Genomic DNA, 16,678 nt, shown 5'->3' with positions numbered 1-16,678 from the left:
TTGGCGGTCAGCAGGTTCCAGTTGATCGGGTGCGGTGGTTCGGGCAGCGCGCTGGTGTCGGGGGTGTGGGGGTGGTCGTCGAGGATGCCGGGGTCGTCGTACTGGTCGTCGGGCTCAGGGCTGTGAGTGCTCATGATCGGTCCGCCCGGGTCACATGCTGAGGCTGTCGGCGGTGGGCGTGGCCTGGTGGTGCTGGGGTGGTTCGAAGGCCTGCCCAGCCGCCTGGCGTTCGAGTGCTTGGCGGGGTGTGCGGTCGACGTCGTAGCGGGTGCGGGCGGTGTCGTGGCCGATCTTCTTGGCGACGAATTCTTCGCCCGCGATGGGCTGGCCGTCGCGTTCGTAGGTGTAGTCGTGGGCGTAGCCTTCGGCGACGAACTGGTCGCCTTTGGTGAAGCGTTCGAAGGCGCGTTCGGCGGTGGCGCGGTAGAGCACGAGGTTGCCGAAGGAGGGCTCCAGTTTGGTGAAGGTGCCGTCTTCTTCGCGCTGGAAGTTCTCTTGGCCGTAGCGGGCGTAGAAGCGGGCATCGCCGCGTTCGGTGTAGGTCAGTTGCGGGTCGGATGCGATGAACCCGGACAGGGATTCCTGGGTGCGGATGGCCATGACGCGGTACCTCTCAACTCGTGGACTGCAGCCCGCTGGTGGTGTGGGTTGCTGGTACCGGTCAGGTGCACCCCGCAACCCCGGTCATGCACTGGGGTTCTGCAGGAGCCGTTCGAGCCGGGCACGATCCCGCTTGAGCGTCTCGGCATCGGGGCGGGTGGGCCAGGCGGTCAGGTCGGTGATGATCGGCGGCGCGGAGCGCAGCAGGGTGACGCCGGTGCCGAACGGGAGGGTGCGGATGCGGTCCGGTGGCAGGATCGGCACCCGCCGCACGGAGCGCTGGTTCGACCTGGTGCCGTGATCGCCGAGGGTGACGGAGTCGGTGTATTCGTCGCGTTCGCCGATGAGGGCGGTGAGGTCTTGAAGGTCGCGACTGTTGGAGGCGCCACCGAGGATGAGTTTGACGATGGCGGCATCCCAGATCGCTCCGGCTTGGTGGTCGGACCACTTGTCGCGCGCCTGTGCGAGCGACTGGAGGACGGGCAGGGTGGTGATCCCGGTGCCGCCACCTTCGGCCATCAACGTCGGCAGGGACGGCAGGGGCGCGAGGTTCCCGATCTCATCCAGCGCGAGCAGCAGGGGTGGGTCGAGCCGCGCGCCGGGTGAGCGGGCGGCGAGACGCCGGGCGGTTTCAATGAGGTCTTCGATGAACGCTGCCACCAGAGCGGCCGACGCTCCGGCACCAGCACCTGTGGCGAGCAGGTAGAGGGTCCCGGACTCGCGCAGGAAGCTTTCGGGGTCGAAGGGGGTCTCGTTGTCGCGGGGTGTGACCGCGTCGAGGACGCGGGGGTCGGCGAGGGCGCCGAGGGCGAGGGCGACGCCTTGCCAGATGGAGTCGCGGGTTTTGGGGTCGGCGTCGATCATCGCCCCCAGCGAGTCGGCCCATCCGGCTGCTGCATTGGGGTGGTTGGTGAGGATCGCGACGGCTTCGGCTGCGGCGGCGGGGTCGAGGGTCCACCGGAACAAATCCGCCGGCTTTCGAGAGTCCAACGCCGCGGCGTGGAGGAGGGATTGGAGGGCGGTGCGGGTCTTGCCCTCCCAGAACCCACCCGACTCCACCCCACCAGCAGACAACCCGGTGGCAGACGCCAGCCCGGTGGCGCGGATCATCGCCGTCAGCGGGTCCTCACAGCCGCGGACGGGTGACCAGCGCATCCCCGCCGGGAGCCCTTCGGCCAGGTGCTGGGGATCGAACACCGCCACCGGGCCGCGACGTTGCCGGGCGCGGAGAGTGGCGGTGAGGTTGTCCGGCCGCGTGCTGGTGGTGACGACGGGGCCGGGGGCGTCGAGGATGGCGGGGATGACGATGTGCAGTCCCTTGCCGGAGCGGGGCGGGCCGATCAGCAGGATCGAGTCCTCCACGCTCGCCCACACTCCCTGCCCCTTCGACGTCCCGAGCCGATACCCCACCTCACCCGGTGCCGGGTCCTTCAGCGACGGCCGCAACGTGGACGCCCGTTTCAGCAGCGCCTTCTCCGAGGCGACCTGGGCGACCTCGTGCCGCGTCGCGATCCCCGCCAGGCGGTGCGGGTCGGTGTCAGCGGCGTGGGAGCGGCGCCGCCAGGCGACCCATCCCCAGCCAGTGAGTGCGACCAGGCCGGTCAGAACCACGACAGTCGTGACCCAGTAGGCGGCCGAGTTTAGGCCTGGGGCGGCGAGGGCTTCGGCGGGGTTGCCGGGGTTGAACAGCACCCCGGCACCGGCGGCCCAGCTCGCTGTGGGCTGGGGTGCTCCGGTGAGGAACGCCGCGATCGACCCGGTTGCGCGGAGGACGAGGGTGAGGAGGAACACGGCGATGAGGCCAATGAGGGCGGCGTTGGTCAGTTCCTCACCCATCGATCCACTCTGCCGCTGCGAGGCACTCATTGCGCCTCCTGCACGATCAGGGTCCCGGAGGTCCGCCCAACCACCACCACCGGCATCACGGTTGTGTCGGGTGGGGTGATGGTGCCGTTCTCATCCGCCGCCACTTCCTCGACGATCTGGGCGAGGAGCACCGTCTCACCGGGCAAGAACCCCACCAACCGGCCCGAATCATCGGTCGGGAGTGCTGGAGTGTGCGCGGCAGCTTCTTCATCGGCTGGGGCTGGGGTGTCTGGCTCGGGTTCGGGGCTTCGGCGTGGTCGGTGGGCGTGGATGATGTCGGTGAAGTGGCTGCCGTCGGACTCATAGACATCCACTCGCACGGGAATACGGCGCTGCTCGGTGAGGTCATCGAGGATGGCCGCGAAGTCACCCCGACCCCACACTTCACCGGCCGGCGGAAGATGCGGTTGCTGGTCGACGGTCACGGTCAGGGTGCCGGTGATGTCGACGGTGATGACCACGTGCCGCAACACCACCGGCACACCCTCGTGACCTTCGTTGCGGCGGTGTCTCAGGGTGGGAAGCTTGGGCATTACTTGACTCCTGCGGTGAGGCGGCTGCTGGTGTCGAACAGCTCCAGCTCGCCGGGGTGGAGTTGGTGTTGGATGACGAAGGAGCGGTTCTTGATCCGCCACAGCCCCTGACCCACTCCAAGGTTGGGCAGCAGGGCTTGTTCGGTGCCGGTCAGTCCGAGGGCGGTGGCGGTGGGGCCGAGCTGGTCGGATTCCTGGCGGTAGACGATCCGCGTCTCTGCATTCGCCAACAGACTGTTGGCCAGCGAGCGCATGGCGGAGCCTTCGTCGCCGACGTTGTCGAGGTCGGAGAGTTTGTGGAAGATCAGCATGTTCGCGATCCCGTAATGGCGGGCCAGACGCCAATGCGCATCCATCCGTTTCAACAACGCTGGATGGGACATCAGTCGCCAGGCCTCGTCGTAGATCACCCACCGCTGCCCACCGTTGGGGTCCAGCAGCGCGGATTCCATCCATGCCGAGCTGCAGGTCATCAGCACGCTGATGAGGGTGGAGTTCTCGGTCACCCGGGACAGGTCGAGGCTGATCATCGGCAGATCCGGGTCGAACGCGACGGTGGAGGGGCCGTCGAACAGGCCGGCGAGGTCACCGGCGACCAGACGCCGCAGCGCGTGGCCGACCAGGCGCCCGTCTTCAGCCAGGCGCCCGTCGGGGTCGTGGCTGGGGGCGAGGATGTGGTCGACGACCATCGGCAGGATCGGCACCTCGTTCTCCGCCACCGTCGCGGTCAGGGCGAGGTCGATCGCGGTGTGTTCCAACGGGGTCAGCCCCCGCGCCAGCACCGTCTCCGCCAGCGCGCCGATCAGGTCACGGCGTCGGGAGGCGACGGTGCTCGCCCACTCCTGGTCGGTGAGCCCGCCGGGGCGGTGGCCCTCATCCAGGGGATTCAGGCGGGTGTGGAGGCCGTGGCCGAGCACGATCGCCTTCCCACCCACCGCTTCGGCCACCGCGGTGTGTTCGCCCTTGGGATCGCCGGGGACGTAGACGCGGCGCCCGAACGGCAGCGACCGTGTATACAGCGACTTCGCCAACGACGATTTGCCCGATCCGACGATCCCCGCCAGCACCAGGTTCGGGGCGGTGATGATCCCGCGGGCGTAGAGGACCCACGGGTCGTAGACGAAACTGCCACCCGAATACAGGTCCTGTCCGACGAACACCCCCTCCGACCCCAGACCGCCTTCGGCCATGAACGGATACGCCCCGGCCAACGTGGCCGAGGTGTCCTGATGCCGCGGCAACCGCAACCTGCCCGGCGACCGCAACGCCGCCGGCCCAGCTTCACCGGCCGCCGGTAGAAACGTCGTCGCCTTCCGCTCCTCCCGTTCCGCCAGCGCTTTCGCCTTCGCCGCCTCCCGCTCGGCCCTGGCCTGCTCAGCCTGCAAACGGGCGGCAGCCTGGCGACGAGCCTTGCGGGCCTTGCGCTGTTCCGCGGCCGGGGACACTAGCACCGCAGCGTGGAGTCGTTCCTTCTCGCTGCTCACAGCGACCGCCCCACCGAAGTCGATGCTGCTGCTCCGCCCGTCGGGGGCGTGAACCAATCTGTGCCCGCGGCTGCTCGACGCGGAGACTCGGACGTGACCCCGCTGAACGCGTCCCGTGCCGCCACGACGTCCTCGTCGTAACTGGGGTCAGGGACGGTGTCGGGGTGTTCGCGGACCATCCCGACATACCCCATATGTGGGTTGTAGGTCAGCACATACCCGTCGGCTTCGAAGCTGCGATCCCACTGCCCGCCCGGTAGCTCGTCGTACACCTCACCGTTCATGAACGCCGCCGCGGTGGTTTCGTCGCCGAAGTCCCACTGCGCCAGATGCGCAATCCCCGCCTGCACCCCCTCTACATCGATCAGGTCCAGCACCTCATCGGCCTCACTGCCCTGGAGGAACACCACATTCACCCACCGCCGCGAACGCACCGGCTCAGAGCTGGTGTGGGTATGCCAGGCGATCCGACCGGAGGCTTCCTGCGCGCGCATCACCCGGTCAGCGATCTCATCCAGCCCGTCGGCGGCCTGATGCAACTCATCCGCCGCCGCCAACGCCACCGCCTCCGCCGGCGCGCGGTCATCGGTGAACGCGATGTCGCGGTGATCAGCATGAGCGCGCGACAGCTGGTCCAGGACCTGCCGTAACAGCCGCACCGACCCTGATACCTCGCCCAAGACCCGGTACGTGTCAGCCGGATCCTCAAAGGAGCGAGTGGCGTGTGCCAACCCGCGCAATCCCTCATAGGCCTCAGCAGCATCAGCAACCGGATCAACAAACGTCGCCATCGCAACAGTCCTCTCTATGCAGCGGCGGATTGCCTACGAGGGAGGTGCGCTCGGCTGCACGCGGGAAATGTCAGAGGTGGCCGCCAAACTGAAGGCAGCTCAGAGAGGAGAAGACGTGATCGAAGCCGTCAAAGCCCTACCCGGGCTCATCAAGGACTGGAAGACCAACAGTGATCTGCTCTATCAACATGTCGGATGCGTCGCTGGCATCTTGACGGTCGCCGCGTACGTTCGCGAGCAGCGCCCCAGTGAGGTTCTCGCTGACCTGTTCAATGCGGTCGGGGTACCGAGGGTCGGGGCCTGGCTCGAATCCGACCTCCCTCCGTTCCTTGCTCAGCCGGATGCTCAGTCGAGTCACGCCCTTGTGCAGGTGGCAGGTGTTGCCGTGCTTCTCATGCTCGTGATGCCGTTCTTCAACGCACGACGGAACGAGTCTTATGTCGATTCTCAGGCTGCGGGACTGTTCGGTGCACGAGCAGCGAGCACGACCTGGATTCTCCTGGTGATCGCTGTGCAACTCGGATCATTGCAGTGGGGCATCGACTGGCTGCGCTCCACGAGCTTGGCTCTCGCGGCGATCATGGCATTCTGTTCGGTCGCCTTGCTCGTCGTCTACGCGGTTGCCCGGAAGCTATGGATGCAGGACCTGCTTGCGCCTGTTGGACGTGGCCTTTGGTGGCTGATCGCCCGTGGCAGTGCTGTTGTCGCCATGGCAGTCTTCGCCTTGGTCTTCGTGATCATCGGGCCAGCACTCGGCCTCGGCGCGTGGCTGTTCTCCACCGAGTCCGATGCTCACAATGAAACCCAACGAAGGATCGCCCAGAGACGGGCAGAACGAGAAGCCCCCACCGGTGCCATCCCAACTCCCTGAGAAGTGCACCACCGGCGCGCCTCGACTGTGCTGCCATCGCATGTATACTGAACGCGTTCAGTGAACATGTTCAGGGGGTGGAAGTGGTCACTGCTAGGACTGAGGCGCGTCAGACGACGCGCCGCACCGTGTTGCAGGCCGCGGCCCGGCTGTTCGAGGAGCGCGGGTTCCTCGCGACGGCTGTGCGCGACATTGCCCGAGAAGCCGAGGTGAGTGTCGGGACCGTCATGGCGGCTGGCGACAAGGAAGCTCTACTCGTTGAACTCTTCGACGGCCTCATCGAGGAGCGCCAGCAGCTTGCTGACACGCAAGTCCTCGATGGCAACGTCTGCTGTGGCGCGGACGCAGTCGCCGTGGTGGAACCATTCGTGGTGCTGTTCGAAGAGCGTCGTGATCTTGCCCAGGTCTATGCCTCGATCCTGGTGGGCGGGCGGCACTCCTCTGTGGTTTTCGCCGACCTCGCGCGGCGGTTGATCGCTGTGTTTGAACAGCTCATGACCGCCTGCGGATGCTCAGGGCCGATGGGGACCCGCGGGCGTGCTGAAGCGCTCCACGCGGCGTACATCGGAAGCCTGTTCATCTGGTCGGCCACCCCGGAGAGATCCGCATCGGAGTTTCTGGCTCAGCTGCGCGAGGTCTTCGCGGCGATCTGCCCCCATGAGGGAGGCGACTCATGATCTTGCTTCCTTCCTGGTGGGTGCCACCAGCGCTTCTGGCCACCGTCCTCCTTGTAGATGTGGCGCTGTCGATCCGGCCGGTGCGATTCATCCGCGACTGTCTCCACAGTGTTCGCTTCCCCGAGGAGTGGTGGTGGGCCCTGCTCGTCGTCAAGACACTTGCGGCAGCCGGGCTCATCGCAGGCATCTGGATCCCCGGACTCGCCTTCGCAGCCAACAGCGGGGTCATCGCCTACTTCCTGTGCGCAGCCGCAGCCCACATCCGAGCAAGAGCGACCGGATCGGCCTTCTGGGTCAACTGCTTGGGGATGCTGGCACTGTCCTGCGTCACCCTGGCGTTGAGTTTCCTCTAGCCGGAACTCGCCGACCCTTCACACCTGCCGGCATAGAGGGAGGGCTGCGGCGGTGAAGGCTTTGGCTTGTTGCCCGGCGAGGAGTCGGGTTTCGCAGTTGGCTTGGATGACGGCTTGTTCGAGGGCGGCGACGTGGGCGTCGAGGTCTTCGATCGTGGTGGCGGTGACGGTGATCAGGCCGGTGTAGCGCAGAATGCCGTGGCCGGCGGTGAGGTCGGCTTCTTGCTGGAGGACATCGTGGTACTCAGCCGTCTGGGAAGCGTCCTCGATCTGCCCGATCTTGGCGCGTTGGGCTTGGTCGGAGATGTGCTCGACCTTCTTCTTGCGGATGTCGCGGGCGGCCTGGTCGGACCGCATGGGAGTGCAGATCAGGGAGAACGACCGCTGGATCCCGCTGGAGAGCAGGATGGGTGAGAGGAATCCGGGGTAGACCATGGAGCGGGGCCATTCGCTGATCCACAGCACAGCGTGGTGGGCGGAGTCGGTGCGGATCCGACCCCAGGTCTCGTTGACCGCGACCGGTCCGGCGGTGGCGAGGTCGTGGCCGATCTCGCCGTGACGTTCCAAAGTGGCGGCGATCGCAGGGTCGTAGGCCGAGCGCAGGATCACCGCAATCTGTCCGGGGGTAAGCCAACCGGACGGGGTGAGGTCGGCCGAGCGGAGCGCGGCGGTGAGGGTGTTCATCTCTTGATGCAGGACGGCGGCAGCGCCGCGGATACCGCCGCCGGCGGTGCGGATCTGCCTCGCCGCGTTTCTCATGTCGAGGGACAGGGAGAGGGTGGTGGCGTGGCGTTCGCCGGCGGGTCCGGCGCGGTCGATGAGTTCGGCGTAGGTGGTGGCAGCCCAGCTCGTGTCATCGGGCTGGCCGTGAGTGGTCCACCATTCGGCAAGTCCGGTGCCGGAGTCGGGCAGGGTGCGTTCCAGAATCTGCAGGGTGGCGATCCTGCCGGAGCGACAGACGGTGGCCAGGACGCGGCCCCAAGCGGTGACGCGGCGTTCTTGTTCGGCGGGGTCGAGGAGCACGAACGCGGGGTGGGTGATCTCGCACACCACCGTGAGCGTGTTCTGGTGGGGGTCGTGGATCATGCCCGCCCCCGTGGTCGGGTCCTCGTATTCGCGCAGCCGGGCTTGGTCGCCGGGCAAGGCCAGGGTTCCGGCGGGGCGTGGGGTGACGATGCGACGCCGGTAGAGGAGTTGGCCGATGGTGGTGCGGTAGATCCACCAGCCGGCCACGGGCACCCACTCGATGACCGGGCGTCCCGCGACAGGGACCCAGGTGAGGAGGACGGCGGTGGCCCAGACGGGGGCGGTGTAGGCCAGCCACATCCCGCCCCCGGCGTAGAGGGCGGTGATGATGGTGGCGATCGCGATCCCGACGGTGACCAGCTGAGCCGCGGACAGGCCCAGCAGGATGCCGCGACGGGTCAGCCGGGAGAACTTCACCGGCACCAGCTCCGAACCGGTTACCTCCGGGTCGTGGTTGTTGTTCTTGGTGCGGCGGCTCATGACTGCGGCTCCTTCCCTGCACTCGACGGCGGTGGCGGATTGTCGGCGGGCGGCGGGTTCGGCACCGGCGCGGACGGCGACACCTGCTCACCCCCACCATGTGAGGACGACCCCGGTGGTTGTGAGCTTGGGGTGCTGGGCGGGGCGGGCTCCGCACTGGCCGACGGTGTGCCCGGCTGAGGCGGCGTCCGACCGGGTGCAGGTGCTGGTGGAGTATTCCCACCATTGCCTCCGCCTCCGTTGGGGCTTGGGGTGTGGTCGGCGGCGTTGGCCGCGGTCTCGGCCTGCTGACCGAGCTCGGCGCCGGCTTTCGGTCCCGCGGTGGCGGCATCCTTGGCCACCTGCACCCCGATCACGGCTGCCGCAGCAGGACCGGCAGCGGCAGCAGACCCACCCGAGGCCGCCCCCGACCCGGAAGTCCCAGACCCAGCCGCTCCGCCAGTGCCAGCTCCGGCTTCGGTGCCGCCCTGGGAGGCTGAGGGGTTCGGGGTACTCGGTTTCGCCGGCTGCTTCCCGCCACCACCGTTGCTATCACCGCCACTGCCGTCGAGGACCTGCTGGGGGTTGCCCGGCTGGCGGTCTGGGAGCGGGATGGGTCGGTTGAGGGAATTCTTGGCGTCTTGTTCGGCGCCGATCGCGTGGTACATGTCGAAGCCGACGAAGCTGATGAACCGGTACGTCAGGTACGGGGCGAACGCGGCCATCGCCATGAGCACCACTCCGGCCAGCGGGTCACTGATCGAGGACAGGTCCCCATCGATCGGGGCGGCGACCTGGGTGATCGCGACCAGGAACATCACGACCAGCACGAGCTTGGAACAGATCAGCGCGACCACGAACATCGCCCACTTGCTGATCCACCCTCGCGTGGCGTCCCACGAGGAGCCCGACAGGGCCAGGGGTGCGAACACGATCGCGACTAGCAGCAGGGCCTTGCGCACCAGCAGCGACAGCCACACGATCGCCGCGGAGGTGATCGCGAGACCGGCGAGGAAGATCGTGATGATCGCCCCCACCCCGGGGGCGGCGATGTTGATCGCCGTGAGTCCGCCGGCGAGGATCGTGATCTTCTCGCCCATCGATTCGGTGGTCTCGCCGGCGGCTTGGACGATCCCGACACACAGCTGGTCGACCACCTCCAACAGCAGCCCGGTCAGCGTGATCACCACAAACGACCCCAACACGCTTTTGGCGAGGCCGAGGGCGGCCCGGGTCAGGGCGGTGGGGTCACGTCTGATGAGGCCGGTGATGAGTTGGAGGCAGAAGAACAGCAGCATCACGAACACCGCGATGCCGAACAGCAGGTTGTAGACCGACAGGTATCCGTCACTGGTGATGTCGACCAGGGTGGTGGCGTCGAAGACGTTCCACACGGCCTCGAACAACCAGCCCGCCGCTGAGCCCATGGCTTGGGCGAGCCAGTCGAACGGGGCCGATACCAATGAGGCGGCGGCTTCGCCAGCGGTTTCGCAGACACCTGAGATGACGGGCAGATCGCACACACCCACCGCAATCACTCCTCACACACGCGGGTTGGAACGGTTGGGTAGGGGTTAGACGGACTGGCCGACGTTCCAGAAGAAGTTGATCAGCGTGACCGCGGCACCGCAGATGATCGCTGCCCCGCAGGAGACCAGGACGCCGACCTTGCCGCGGCCGGCCAGGTGCGGGTTGGAGGAGTTCGCGCCGAAGCCCCACACGATCGCGGAGATGATCAGCGCCAGCACCGACAGGATCAGCCCGATCGTCATCACCGCTCCCACGATGTTGCGCAGCTGCGCGATCCCCGGCAGCCCATCATCATTCGGCGTGATGTCCACCTCCATCGGCAGCATCACCGGCAGAGACGACAGATTCGGCACAACACAGCTCATCAGATCAAACACAGCAAGCTCCTCACAGACAGAAGGACGAACGGGGACCTGCCTTGCCAGGACGTGACCGGGAGGGCAGGCAACCAAGAGAGGTCTGCCTGTCAGGTGTGCCGGGCGTCCCTAGTCTGCGCGGCCTCAGTGGGATACTTGTCAGCAAGCAAGGAGGCGGCATGTCCCAGGAATGGTTCGAGGTTGAGCCTGACGAGACCACTTGGATGCAGGGTCGAAAGGTCGATCACACGTATGCCTCCCGAGGCTTCGATCTGAAGCGCTCGGGGTCGGAAGACGATGGTGCACCCGCAAGATTCGTATACAAGGTCTTCGACGATGAGGGCCATCAACCAAGTGAGGTCGTGTTCGATGGGGCGGTTTGGCCGATAGCGGCGTCACCTGCGGGACGTAGTCAGATCAAACTCTTGGTCGCACGGGAAGCCGATCACATCAAGGATCTTTGGATCCAGCAGTTCAAGATGACCAAGTCCAATGGAGTGCAGGCCGGTAATGTGTTCCACCTGGGTAGTCGCGACGCTCAGGCACTTTGCCAGTTGTTCAAGAACCTCGAATACCTTCCAATCGAAGGCGAGTTCACTACGCGGATCGACGACGATGTGATCCGAAAGCTCCTTGCTGATCCCGCGGCCTTGGCCGCCTATGACGTTGAACCAGATGTGTTGCGGGCGATCGTAGAACAGGATGCATCAGCCACGGACATCGTTGCAGTTGCGGGCCGTCGAGCCGCGGTCGCTCGATTTCGGCAGCTTCTCGAGGATTCTGACTACTTCGAATCTGAGCGACAGAGGCTTGGTGTCAGGGGGGAAGAGGCAGTCTGGCAGAAGCTCTTCGAGGAGCATCCTTGGATTCTCGGGGTCGGACTGTCGCACCAGCTGCTGACGTCATGGAGCAGCGAAAAGCTAGAGCAGGTCGTCAGTGGATACTCGATCACCGCAAGCGGGAAACGAGCGGATGCGTTGCTCAGGACTGGTGGCGTGATTCGGTCAATGGTCTTTGCAGAGATCAAGACCGCGAACACGGAGCTGCTTGAGAATCGTCCCTACCGTCCCGGCGCGTGGGCGCCGTCCCGGGAGCTTGCTGGTGGTGTCAACCAAGTCCACGCCACAGTTCATGCCGCCACTACAGACATCGGCACACGCCTTGCTTCCAAGGATGAAGACGGTGCTGAGATTCCTAATGACTGGACCTATCTCTATCAGCCCCGCTCGTTCCTAATTGTTGGATCGTTGGGGGAATTTCTTAGTCCAGGTGGCGGACATTACCTCGATAAACTCCGATCCTTTGAGCTGTATCGACGCAACATTCTGGCACCGGAGATCGTTACGTTCGACGAGCTCCTCGCCCGTGCCGAGTGGATCGTCGATTTCTCTGAAACTGATTCTCTGAACGAGCAGTCGTCCAACGACGAGTGCCCGTTCTGAGACGTAACCCTGGCTCAGTCGCTAAAGCTGATCACCAAGCGCGATTAGCCAGTTGAGCCAGGTGATGCCGGCGCCGGCGAGGGTGGCTGTGCCGAGGGCGACGAGGAGTCCGGTGCGGGCTTTGGTGGCGGTGGTGTGGTTGCCGTTCGCTGTGGCGATGGCCCAGGTGATGCCGGAGATGAGCATGGTGAGGACGGCGGTGACGAGGACGAACGTCAAGAGGGCGCCGATCACGTTGTGGAGGGTGGTGTTGTCACCGAAGGCGCCGAAGTCGGGGTAGATGTTCACGAGTGTTCAGCTGCCTTCCTTCACGGTGATGTGGACGTGGTCGTAGTGGCCGCCGGTGACGTCGTTGGGGTCGTGCATGCCACCGCCGTTGTAGGGACGCCAGCCCTCGGCATCGCGAGCGAGTGACCAGATCTGGCCTTGCCAGATCAGGTACTCGACGCCGAGTGTTTCGGCGTTGTCTTTGAGCCAGTTCGTCAGCGCCCATCCGGATTCGAGTTGCTGGGGTGTGGGCCGGGTGCCGATGGCGTTGCCGAAGGTGACATCGCAGGCCCGGCCGAGGGGGTGTTCGGATTTGGTGCCGGGGCGGGGTGAGTAGCAGGCCCAGGAGCTGTCGGGGTAGGCGGTGAGGGCTTGGGTGTAGACGTGGAGCATGCGGGCGGTGATCTGCCCGTCGGTGGTGGGGTCATCGACCTTGCGGTCCGGGTCTCCGGCATCGGGTCCTTGGGGCGGCGCGGGCTGGGTCGCGGCCGGGTTGCAGCCTTCCTGCTCGACCGGCGTGGTGGGGGCTGGGAGATTGCCGGTGGTGTGTTGGTCGAGCCAGGGTTGGGGGTCGGTGAACTCGCCGTCGCTTCCCCCTTGGCGGAGTTCGAAGTGCAGGTGCGCGCCCGTGGAGTAGCCGGCCGAGCCGACATCGCCGATGTGTTGTCCGGCGGTGACGGTGTCGCCGACGTTGACGTGAAAGCCGGTCTCCCACAGGTGGGCGTAGGCGGTGGCGACCTTCTGCCCGCCGATGGTGTGTTCGATGATGATCAGCCCGCCGTACCCGCCCGACATCGAGGCGTGGGTGACGATGCCGTCGGCGGCGGCGAGGATGGGGGTGCCGTCGGGGGCGGAGTAGTCCGCGCCGGTGTGGAGCTTGTTCTCCCCGGTGATGGGGTGGACGCGCATCCCAAACGGCGAGGTGGCGACCCAGGTGCCCTCGGGCAGCGGGAAGACCACACGCCCGGTCTCCGGCAATGGTGGACTGGTGGTGCTGGGGGTGGTGAGGGTAGTGAGGATCTGTTCGGCGACGGGCTCGTAGTTCGCGTACCGGTCGGGGTAGTCGGAGACTTCGACAGCTTGGGCGGCTTCGCCTTTCGACAGGGCCTGCCAGCCGGGGATGTCGAGCAGGCCGCGGGGTGAGGGGTGGTTGGGGCCGGTGGGTCCGCCGAAGAACGCGCGGGCCTGGTAGACGGGGTCCATGAGGTCGGTGACGGTTCCCCATCCGGCTTGGGGTCGCATCTGGAACAGGCCGAGGCTGTCGTGGTCGGAGGCGTCCCCGTCGTTGGGGTGGTTCCCGGAGTCGGGGTAGACGCTGGTGTTGGCCAGCATCCGCAGGTTCGACTCGGTGAGGGCGGCCATGAGCGCGATCTGCAGCCCGTCGCGGGTGACACCTTCGATTTGGGAGCCGGTCTGGATGATGGTGGCGGCATGGGTGAGCTGGGTGGTGTTCAGCGTGAAGGTCTGCCCGTCAGCGGTCGTCACGTCCAGTGAGTCCGGCACCGGCCCCACCACCGACGGGCCACTGGTGCTGGTGGTGCAGGAGGCGTTGGCGCCGGGGCTGAAGATCATCCCGACCCCCAAGAGCAGGAGGGCGGGGCTGAACAGCACGAGCACGGCAGCGATGACGGCGAGTTTCTTCACGGCCGGGTCACCGCAGCGGGTTGTCCAGTTGCGACAGGCGCAGTAGGTGGCAGGTGTCGTAGGTCGGCGAGCAGACCACGAACACCGTGAACTCCACCTTGTGGGCCGAGGTGACCGGTTCGCCGTTCCAGGTTCCGGTGCGGTGCCGGGTGCCCTCGATGGTGTAGGCGACCGTGCCGGGTGCGAGTTGGCCCTCGGGTGCCTGGGCGAGGGCTTCGCCCCACTGGTCGGGGATGTAGGCGCGGTCGATTGTCAGATGCTGACTGGTGCCGCATTTACGCAGGTCCTGCCATGCGGTCCGCGAGGGCAGGTAGGCGGCGACGTCGGTGGCGAGGCCGGCTTGTTCGGCGCCGCTGGGGTCCCCGACGGCGAGGATCGTCGAGGTGTAGTCCAGCGGCAGCAGACCGGTGGTGGTGTCCCACGCAAACAGTGTGGTCGCGACATTGCGAGCGAACTGCTCCGGATCAGCACTGCGCGCCACCGGTGGCACCGACGGCGCCTCTGATGCTGAAGGGCTCGCCGTGGCGGTGGTGGTTGAGGAGGGTGACGGGCTGGTGGTGATGGTCGGTGAGGTGCCCGGGGTGCTGGTGGGGGTGTGGGGTCCGGTAGCGAGGCCGTAGATCCCGACCCCGCACACCAGGGCCGTGACCGAGCCGGCAGCGATCAGCACGAGCCGGCGACGCGACGAACGATCAGAAGTGTCCATGCCCAGCAGGTGCACCCACCCACCCCACACACCAGCAGGCAGAAGCTAGATGGCGCGCAGCTGCGGACGGCCACCCGCCGGTCCGTCATCCTGCTCATCGACAGGGCCGGAGGCGGCGGTGGTGGTGTCGTCGGGGTTGGTGAGGGCGGCTTGGAGGGCGTCGGCGAACGCGACGGTGTGTTCGATCACGCGCAGGAACGTGGCGACTTGCTCGTCGGTGAGTTCGACGGCGAGCACAGCCGGGTCGTAGTGGGTCCACCACTGATCCAGTTCGGTCCACGTCACCACGAACGCCCGCACCGGGTACTGCACCGGCGCATCCTCACTGTCGTTCTTGGGCTTCTTGGCTGGGGCGGGCTTCGGTCTGTCACTGGATTGGATGCGGGCGAGGGCGTCGGCTGCGGCCTGATGCAACGCCTCATCGCCAGCATTGGGGCTGGCGGTGTGGTTGCGGATGGTCTCGTAGATCGGGTGCACGGGGCTGCCGGCGTCGATTTGCTCCAACCCGCGCTGTGCGGCTGCCCGCACGTGTTCGGGCAGCGTCTCGTCGGTGGCGGCGTGTTCGAGGTAGCCGATCTTGTCCAGCGTCTTGTACGAGGCCCCGCCGGGGATCATTCCGGCTGCTTGTTCACTGGCGCGTCCGGTGGGTGTTGACGGTGCGGGAAAATTTCCCACACCGTCGGTTCCGGGCTGGTTGTCGCTGCGGAACTGGGTCGCGGCCTTGCGACGCGCAGCGTCTTCGGCCATGAGGGATTTCAGTTCGCGGTAGAGGGCGGCGGCTTCCAGCGCGGTGAGTGGCTTGTGTAGGACGTTGTCGTCTTGTTCGGCCAGCAGGTGGCCGAGACGGTCGGAGATGCCGGAGCGGACCCACACGTTGACGGTGCGCCAGCCGAGCTGCTTGATTGCCGCCAGCCGGCGTGCCCCGCAGATCAGGACCCCGTCGGGGCTGACTGTCAACGGTTGCAACAACCCATCGCGCTCGATCGAGGCCGCCAGCGCGTCGATGTCACCCAGGTCGGCGCGGTGACGTCGGCCGACCTGCAGGGAGTCGACGGTGCGGTCCAGCTCGATGTGCCCCGGGGTAGTCATGACCGCACCCGTTCCCGTCCCGGTGTGGCGCGGGCGATCGCGGTCACCAGGGCGTCATCACCCAACAGGTCCGCCAGGGTTTCCCCGAGCAGCAGACGCAGCAGGATTCCGCGCCCGGCCGTCGTGGTGGCGTAGGCAGGTTCGGGATGTCCCAGCAGGACCCGTAGGAGGCACGTCCAGGCCGGGGCGGGGAGGTCGAGCAGGGCGCGGGCGTGTTTGTCGCGCCGCAAGGCTTCGTAGGTGCCGCGCCGGGACCCGATCCGGGCCAGGGCGTTGGTGACGTGATCCACCCCGGCCCGGGCGGAGGCTTCTGGCCAGCCCAGCAGCACGAACAAACCGGTCGCGTCCGCGACTGCTGCCTGCACACCCGCATCCACGTCCACGTTCTCCTGCTGGTCGTGGTGGTGGGGGTCGGTGAGCTGGAACGCGGGATGGTATTCGTACAGGGGTGTTTCGCGGTCGGAGAACCGTTCGGGGTCGTGATGGGCGGAGATGTGGGCGCGGCGGGCCTGGTGGACTGAACACAGGAGCCCTTGGGCGCGTTCTTCGTAGATGCAGGTGATCCGCACCGCATGCGTGACCACCGCCCACGGATCTGCGGCCTTCCTTGCCGCCGGCGTGCGCATCACATCAAACGCCGCCGATGCGGCCTCCCACACATCCAGGCCGTGCTTGCGCGCCAGGGGTGCGAACCGCTCCGCCGCAAACTCCAGCAACTCTTTGGCTTGGGGATTGTTGCGCCATCCGTGCTCGGTCAGATGCTCCAGCAGAGCCCGCAGTCCTTCACTGGTACGGAAGTCAGCACTGTCGGGGTGGGGTGTCGACGGCGTTGTCGACGACGTCCCGGTCTCAGCGGTGCCTGTGCTTGGTGTTGTGGTGTGGGTCATGGTGATGCCTCCTGACAAGCAGGTGCGCACCCCCACCCCAGACAGCGGCGGCAGCGGTGTCGTCGTGTTGGCGAGATTCGTCATTGCGGGTCACCAC

Annotated in this window: 17 protein-coding genes; 4 read left to right on the top strand and 13 right to left on the bottom strand. The window is 66.5% G+C overall.

Translation table 11 applies throughout. The features are described 5' to 3' along the window. Positions 1–150: 150 nt before the first annotated feature. From Q0283_RS02025 to Q0283_RS02005, 5 genes are all read right to left on the bottom strand, one after another. Positions 151–600: a single-stranded DNA-binding protein gene (locus Q0283_RS02025; RefSeq protein WP_201612687.1), complete on the bottom strand. Its 450-nt coding sequence runs from the start codon at positions 598–600 to the stop codon at positions 151–153. Positions 601–684: 84 nt separating this feature from the next. Continuing rightward, the gene (locus Q0283_RS02020; RefSeq protein WP_298042394.1) at positions 685–2,466 is read right to left on the bottom strand and encodes a TraM recognition domain-containing protein; all 1,782 of its coding nucleotides are present in this window, start codon (positions 2,464–2,466) and stop codon (positions 685–687) included. Next, positions 2,463–2,999 (bottom strand): hypothetical protein, encoded by a 537-nt coding sequence (locus Q0283_RS02015; RefSeq protein WP_201612685.1) that lies wholly within the window; start codon positions 2,997–2,999, stop codon positions 2,463–2,465. The genes Q0283_RS02020 and Q0283_RS02015 overlap by 4 nt, the downstream gene beginning before the upstream one ends. Further along, positions 2,999–4,483, bottom strand: a complete 1,485-nt coding sequence (locus tag Q0283_RS02010) for an ATP-binding protein (RefSeq protein ID WP_298042391.1) — start codon at positions 4,481–4,483, stop codon at positions 2,999–3,001. The genes Q0283_RS02015 and Q0283_RS02010 overlap by 1 nt, the downstream gene beginning before the upstream one ends. Then, a complete protein-coding gene (locus Q0283_RS02005) occupies positions 4,480–5,274 on the bottom strand; it encodes a hypothetical protein (protein ID WP_298042388.1) in 795 nt (264 codons plus the stop codon). Before Q0283_RS02005 ends, Q0283_RS02010 begins: the two co-directional genes overlap by 4 nt. Positions 5,275–5,389: 115 nt before the next feature. On the opposite strand from Q0283_RS02005, the gene Q0283_RS02000 reads away from it, so the two are divergent. The 3 genes from Q0283_RS02000 to Q0283_RS01990 all read left to right on the top strand — a co-directional run bounded on the left by Q0283_RS02000 (position 5,390) and on the right by Q0283_RS01990 (position 7,175). Next, positions 5,390–6,145 carry a hypothetical protein gene (locus Q0283_RS02000; protein WP_201612682.1) on the top strand — a complete coding sequence of 252 codons (756 nt, stop codon included), beginning with the start codon at positions 5,390–5,392 and terminating at the stop codon, positions 6,143–6,145. Positions 6,146–6,222: 77 nt separating this feature from the next. Beyond that, positions 6,223–6,822 (top strand): TetR/AcrR family transcriptional regulator, encoded by a 600-nt coding sequence (locus tag Q0283_RS01995; protein WP_298042381.1) that lies wholly within the window; start codon positions 6,223–6,225, stop codon positions 6,820–6,822. After that, positions 6,819–7,175, top strand: coding sequence for a DoxX family protein (locus tag Q0283_RS01990; protein WP_034375235.1), 357 nt, complete (start codon positions 6,819–6,821; stop codon positions 7,173–7,175). The genes Q0283_RS01995 and Q0283_RS01990 overlap by 4 nt, the downstream gene beginning before the upstream one ends. Positions 7,176–7,193: 18 nt before the next feature. Here the strand turns inward: Q0283_RS01990 and Q0283_RS01985 are convergent, their stop codons facing one another. Genes Q0283_RS01985 through Q0283_RS01975 form a run of 3 tightly spaced genes read right to left on the bottom strand, consistent with a single transcriptional unit; the run spans position 7,194 to position 10,555 of the window. Continuing rightward, positions 7,194–8,681 carry an SCO6880 family protein gene (locus tag Q0283_RS01985; RefSeq protein ID WP_298042376.1) on the bottom strand — a complete coding sequence of 496 codons (1,488 nt, stop codon included), beginning with the start codon at positions 8,679–8,681 and terminating at the stop codon, positions 7,194–7,196. Then, positions 8,678–10,189 (bottom strand): conjugal transfer protein TrbL, encoded by a 1,512-nt coding sequence (locus Q0283_RS01980; protein WP_298042401.1) that lies wholly within the window; start codon positions 10,187–10,189, stop codon positions 8,678–8,680. The genes Q0283_RS01985 and Q0283_RS01980 overlap by 4 nt, the downstream gene beginning before the upstream one ends. Positions 10,190–10,234: 45 nt before the next feature. Beyond that, the gene (locus tag Q0283_RS01975) at positions 10,235–10,555 is read right to left on the bottom strand and encodes a DUF6112 family protein (protein WP_036925045.1); all 321 of its coding nucleotides are present in this window, start codon (positions 10,553–10,555) and stop codon (positions 10,235–10,237) included. Positions 10,556–10,725: 170 nt separating this feature from the next. Here Q0283_RS01975 and Q0283_RS01970 point away from each other — a divergent pair, with 170 nt between their 5' ends. Then, complete coding sequence (locus tag Q0283_RS01970) at positions 10,726–11,988, top strand: Shedu immune nuclease family protein (RefSeq protein ID WP_298042373.1); 1,263 nt, start codon at positions 10,726–10,728, stop codon at positions 11,986–11,988. 21 nt (positions 11,989–12,009) lie between these two features. On the opposite strand, the gene Q0283_RS01965 is transcribed toward Q0283_RS01970, so the two are convergent. The 5 genes from Q0283_RS01965 to Q0283_RS01945 are packed head-to-tail and all read right to left on the bottom strand — an operon-like array spanning position 12,010 to position 16,665. Next, on the bottom strand, positions 12,010–12,276 hold the full coding sequence (locus Q0283_RS01965) for a DUF6112 family protein (RefSeq protein ID WP_298042370.1): 267 nt from the start codon (positions 12,274–12,276) through the stop codon (positions 12,010–12,012). A gap of 6 nt (positions 12,277–12,282) precedes the next feature. Beyond that, on the bottom strand, positions 12,283–13,899 hold the full coding sequence (locus Q0283_RS01960; RefSeq protein WP_298042368.1) for a M23 family metallopeptidase: 1,617 nt from the start codon (positions 13,897–13,899) through the stop codon (positions 12,283–12,285). A gap of 7 nt (positions 13,900–13,906) precedes the next feature. Then, on the bottom strand, positions 13,907–14,605 hold the full coding sequence (locus Q0283_RS01955) for a hypothetical protein (RefSeq protein ID WP_298042399.1): 699 nt from the start codon (positions 14,603–14,605) through the stop codon (positions 13,907–13,909). Between the two features lie 45 nt (positions 14,606–14,650). Further along, the gene (locus tag Q0283_RS01950) at positions 14,651–15,694 is read right to left on the bottom strand and encodes a ParB N-terminal domain-containing protein (protein WP_298042364.1); all 1,044 of its coding nucleotides are present in this window, start codon (positions 15,692–15,694) and stop codon (positions 14,651–14,653) included. Next, the gene (locus Q0283_RS01945) at positions 15,691–16,665 is read right to left on the bottom strand and encodes a hypothetical protein (RefSeq protein ID WP_298042361.1); all 975 of its coding nucleotides are present in this window, start codon (positions 16,663–16,665) and stop codon (positions 15,691–15,693) included. The genes Q0283_RS01950 and Q0283_RS01945 overlap by 4 nt, the downstream gene beginning before the upstream one ends. Positions 16,666–16,678: the final 13 nt, after the last annotated feature.

It is taken from the genome of uncultured Citricoccus sp. (assembly GCF_937871995.1).
In the GTDB taxonomy this organism is placed as follows: Bacteria; Actinomycetota; Actinomycetes; order Actinomycetales; family Micrococcaceae; genus Citricoccus.
The sequence above is the reverse complement of the archived record's forward strand: the minus strand, read 5'-3'. Positions and strand labels throughout refer to the sequence as shown.

Coding starts and splice junctions, on each gene's coding strand:
- Q0283_RS02025 (WP_201612687.1), bottom strand. CDS start 600: ATGGCCATCCGCACCCAGGAATCCCTGTCCGGGTTCATCGCATCCGAC.
- Q0283_RS02020 (WP_298042394.1), bottom strand. CDS start 2,466: ATGAGTGCCTCGCAGCGGCAGAGTGGATCGATGGGTGAGGAACTGACC.
- Q0283_RS02015 (WP_201612685.1), bottom strand. CDS start 2,999: ATGCCCAAGCTTCCCACCCTGAGACACCGCCGCAACGAAGGTCACGAG.
- Q0283_RS02005 (WP_298042388.1), bottom strand. CDS start 5,274: ATGGCGACGTTTGTTGATCCGGTTGCTGATGCTGCTGAGGCCTATGAG.
- Q0283_RS01990 (WP_034375235.1), top strand. CDS start 6,819: ATGATCTTGCTTCCTTCCTGGTGGGTGCCACCAGCGCTTCTGGCCACC.
- Q0283_RS01985 (WP_298042376.1), bottom strand. CDS start 8,681: ATGAGCCGCCGCACCAAGAACAACAACCACGACCCGGAGGTAACCGGT.
- Q0283_RS01975 (WP_036925045.1), bottom strand. CDS start 10,555: ATGAGCTGTGTTGTGCCGAATCTGTCGTCTCTGCCGGTGATGCTGCCG.
- Q0283_RS01970 (WP_298042373.1), top strand. CDS start 10,726: ATGTCCCAGGAATGGTTCGAGGTTGAGCCTGACGAGACCACTTGGATG.
- Q0283_RS01955 (WP_298042399.1), bottom strand. CDS start 14,605: ATGGACACTTCTGATCGTTCGTCGCGTCGCCGGCTCGTGCTGATCGCT.
- Q0283_RS01950 (WP_298042364.1), bottom strand. CDS start 15,694: ATGACTACCCCGGGGCACATCGAGCTGGACCGCACCGTCGACTCCCTG.
- Q0283_RS01945 (WP_298042361.1), bottom strand. CDS start 16,665: ATGACGAATCTCGCCAACACGACGACACCGCTGCCGCCGCTGTCTGGG.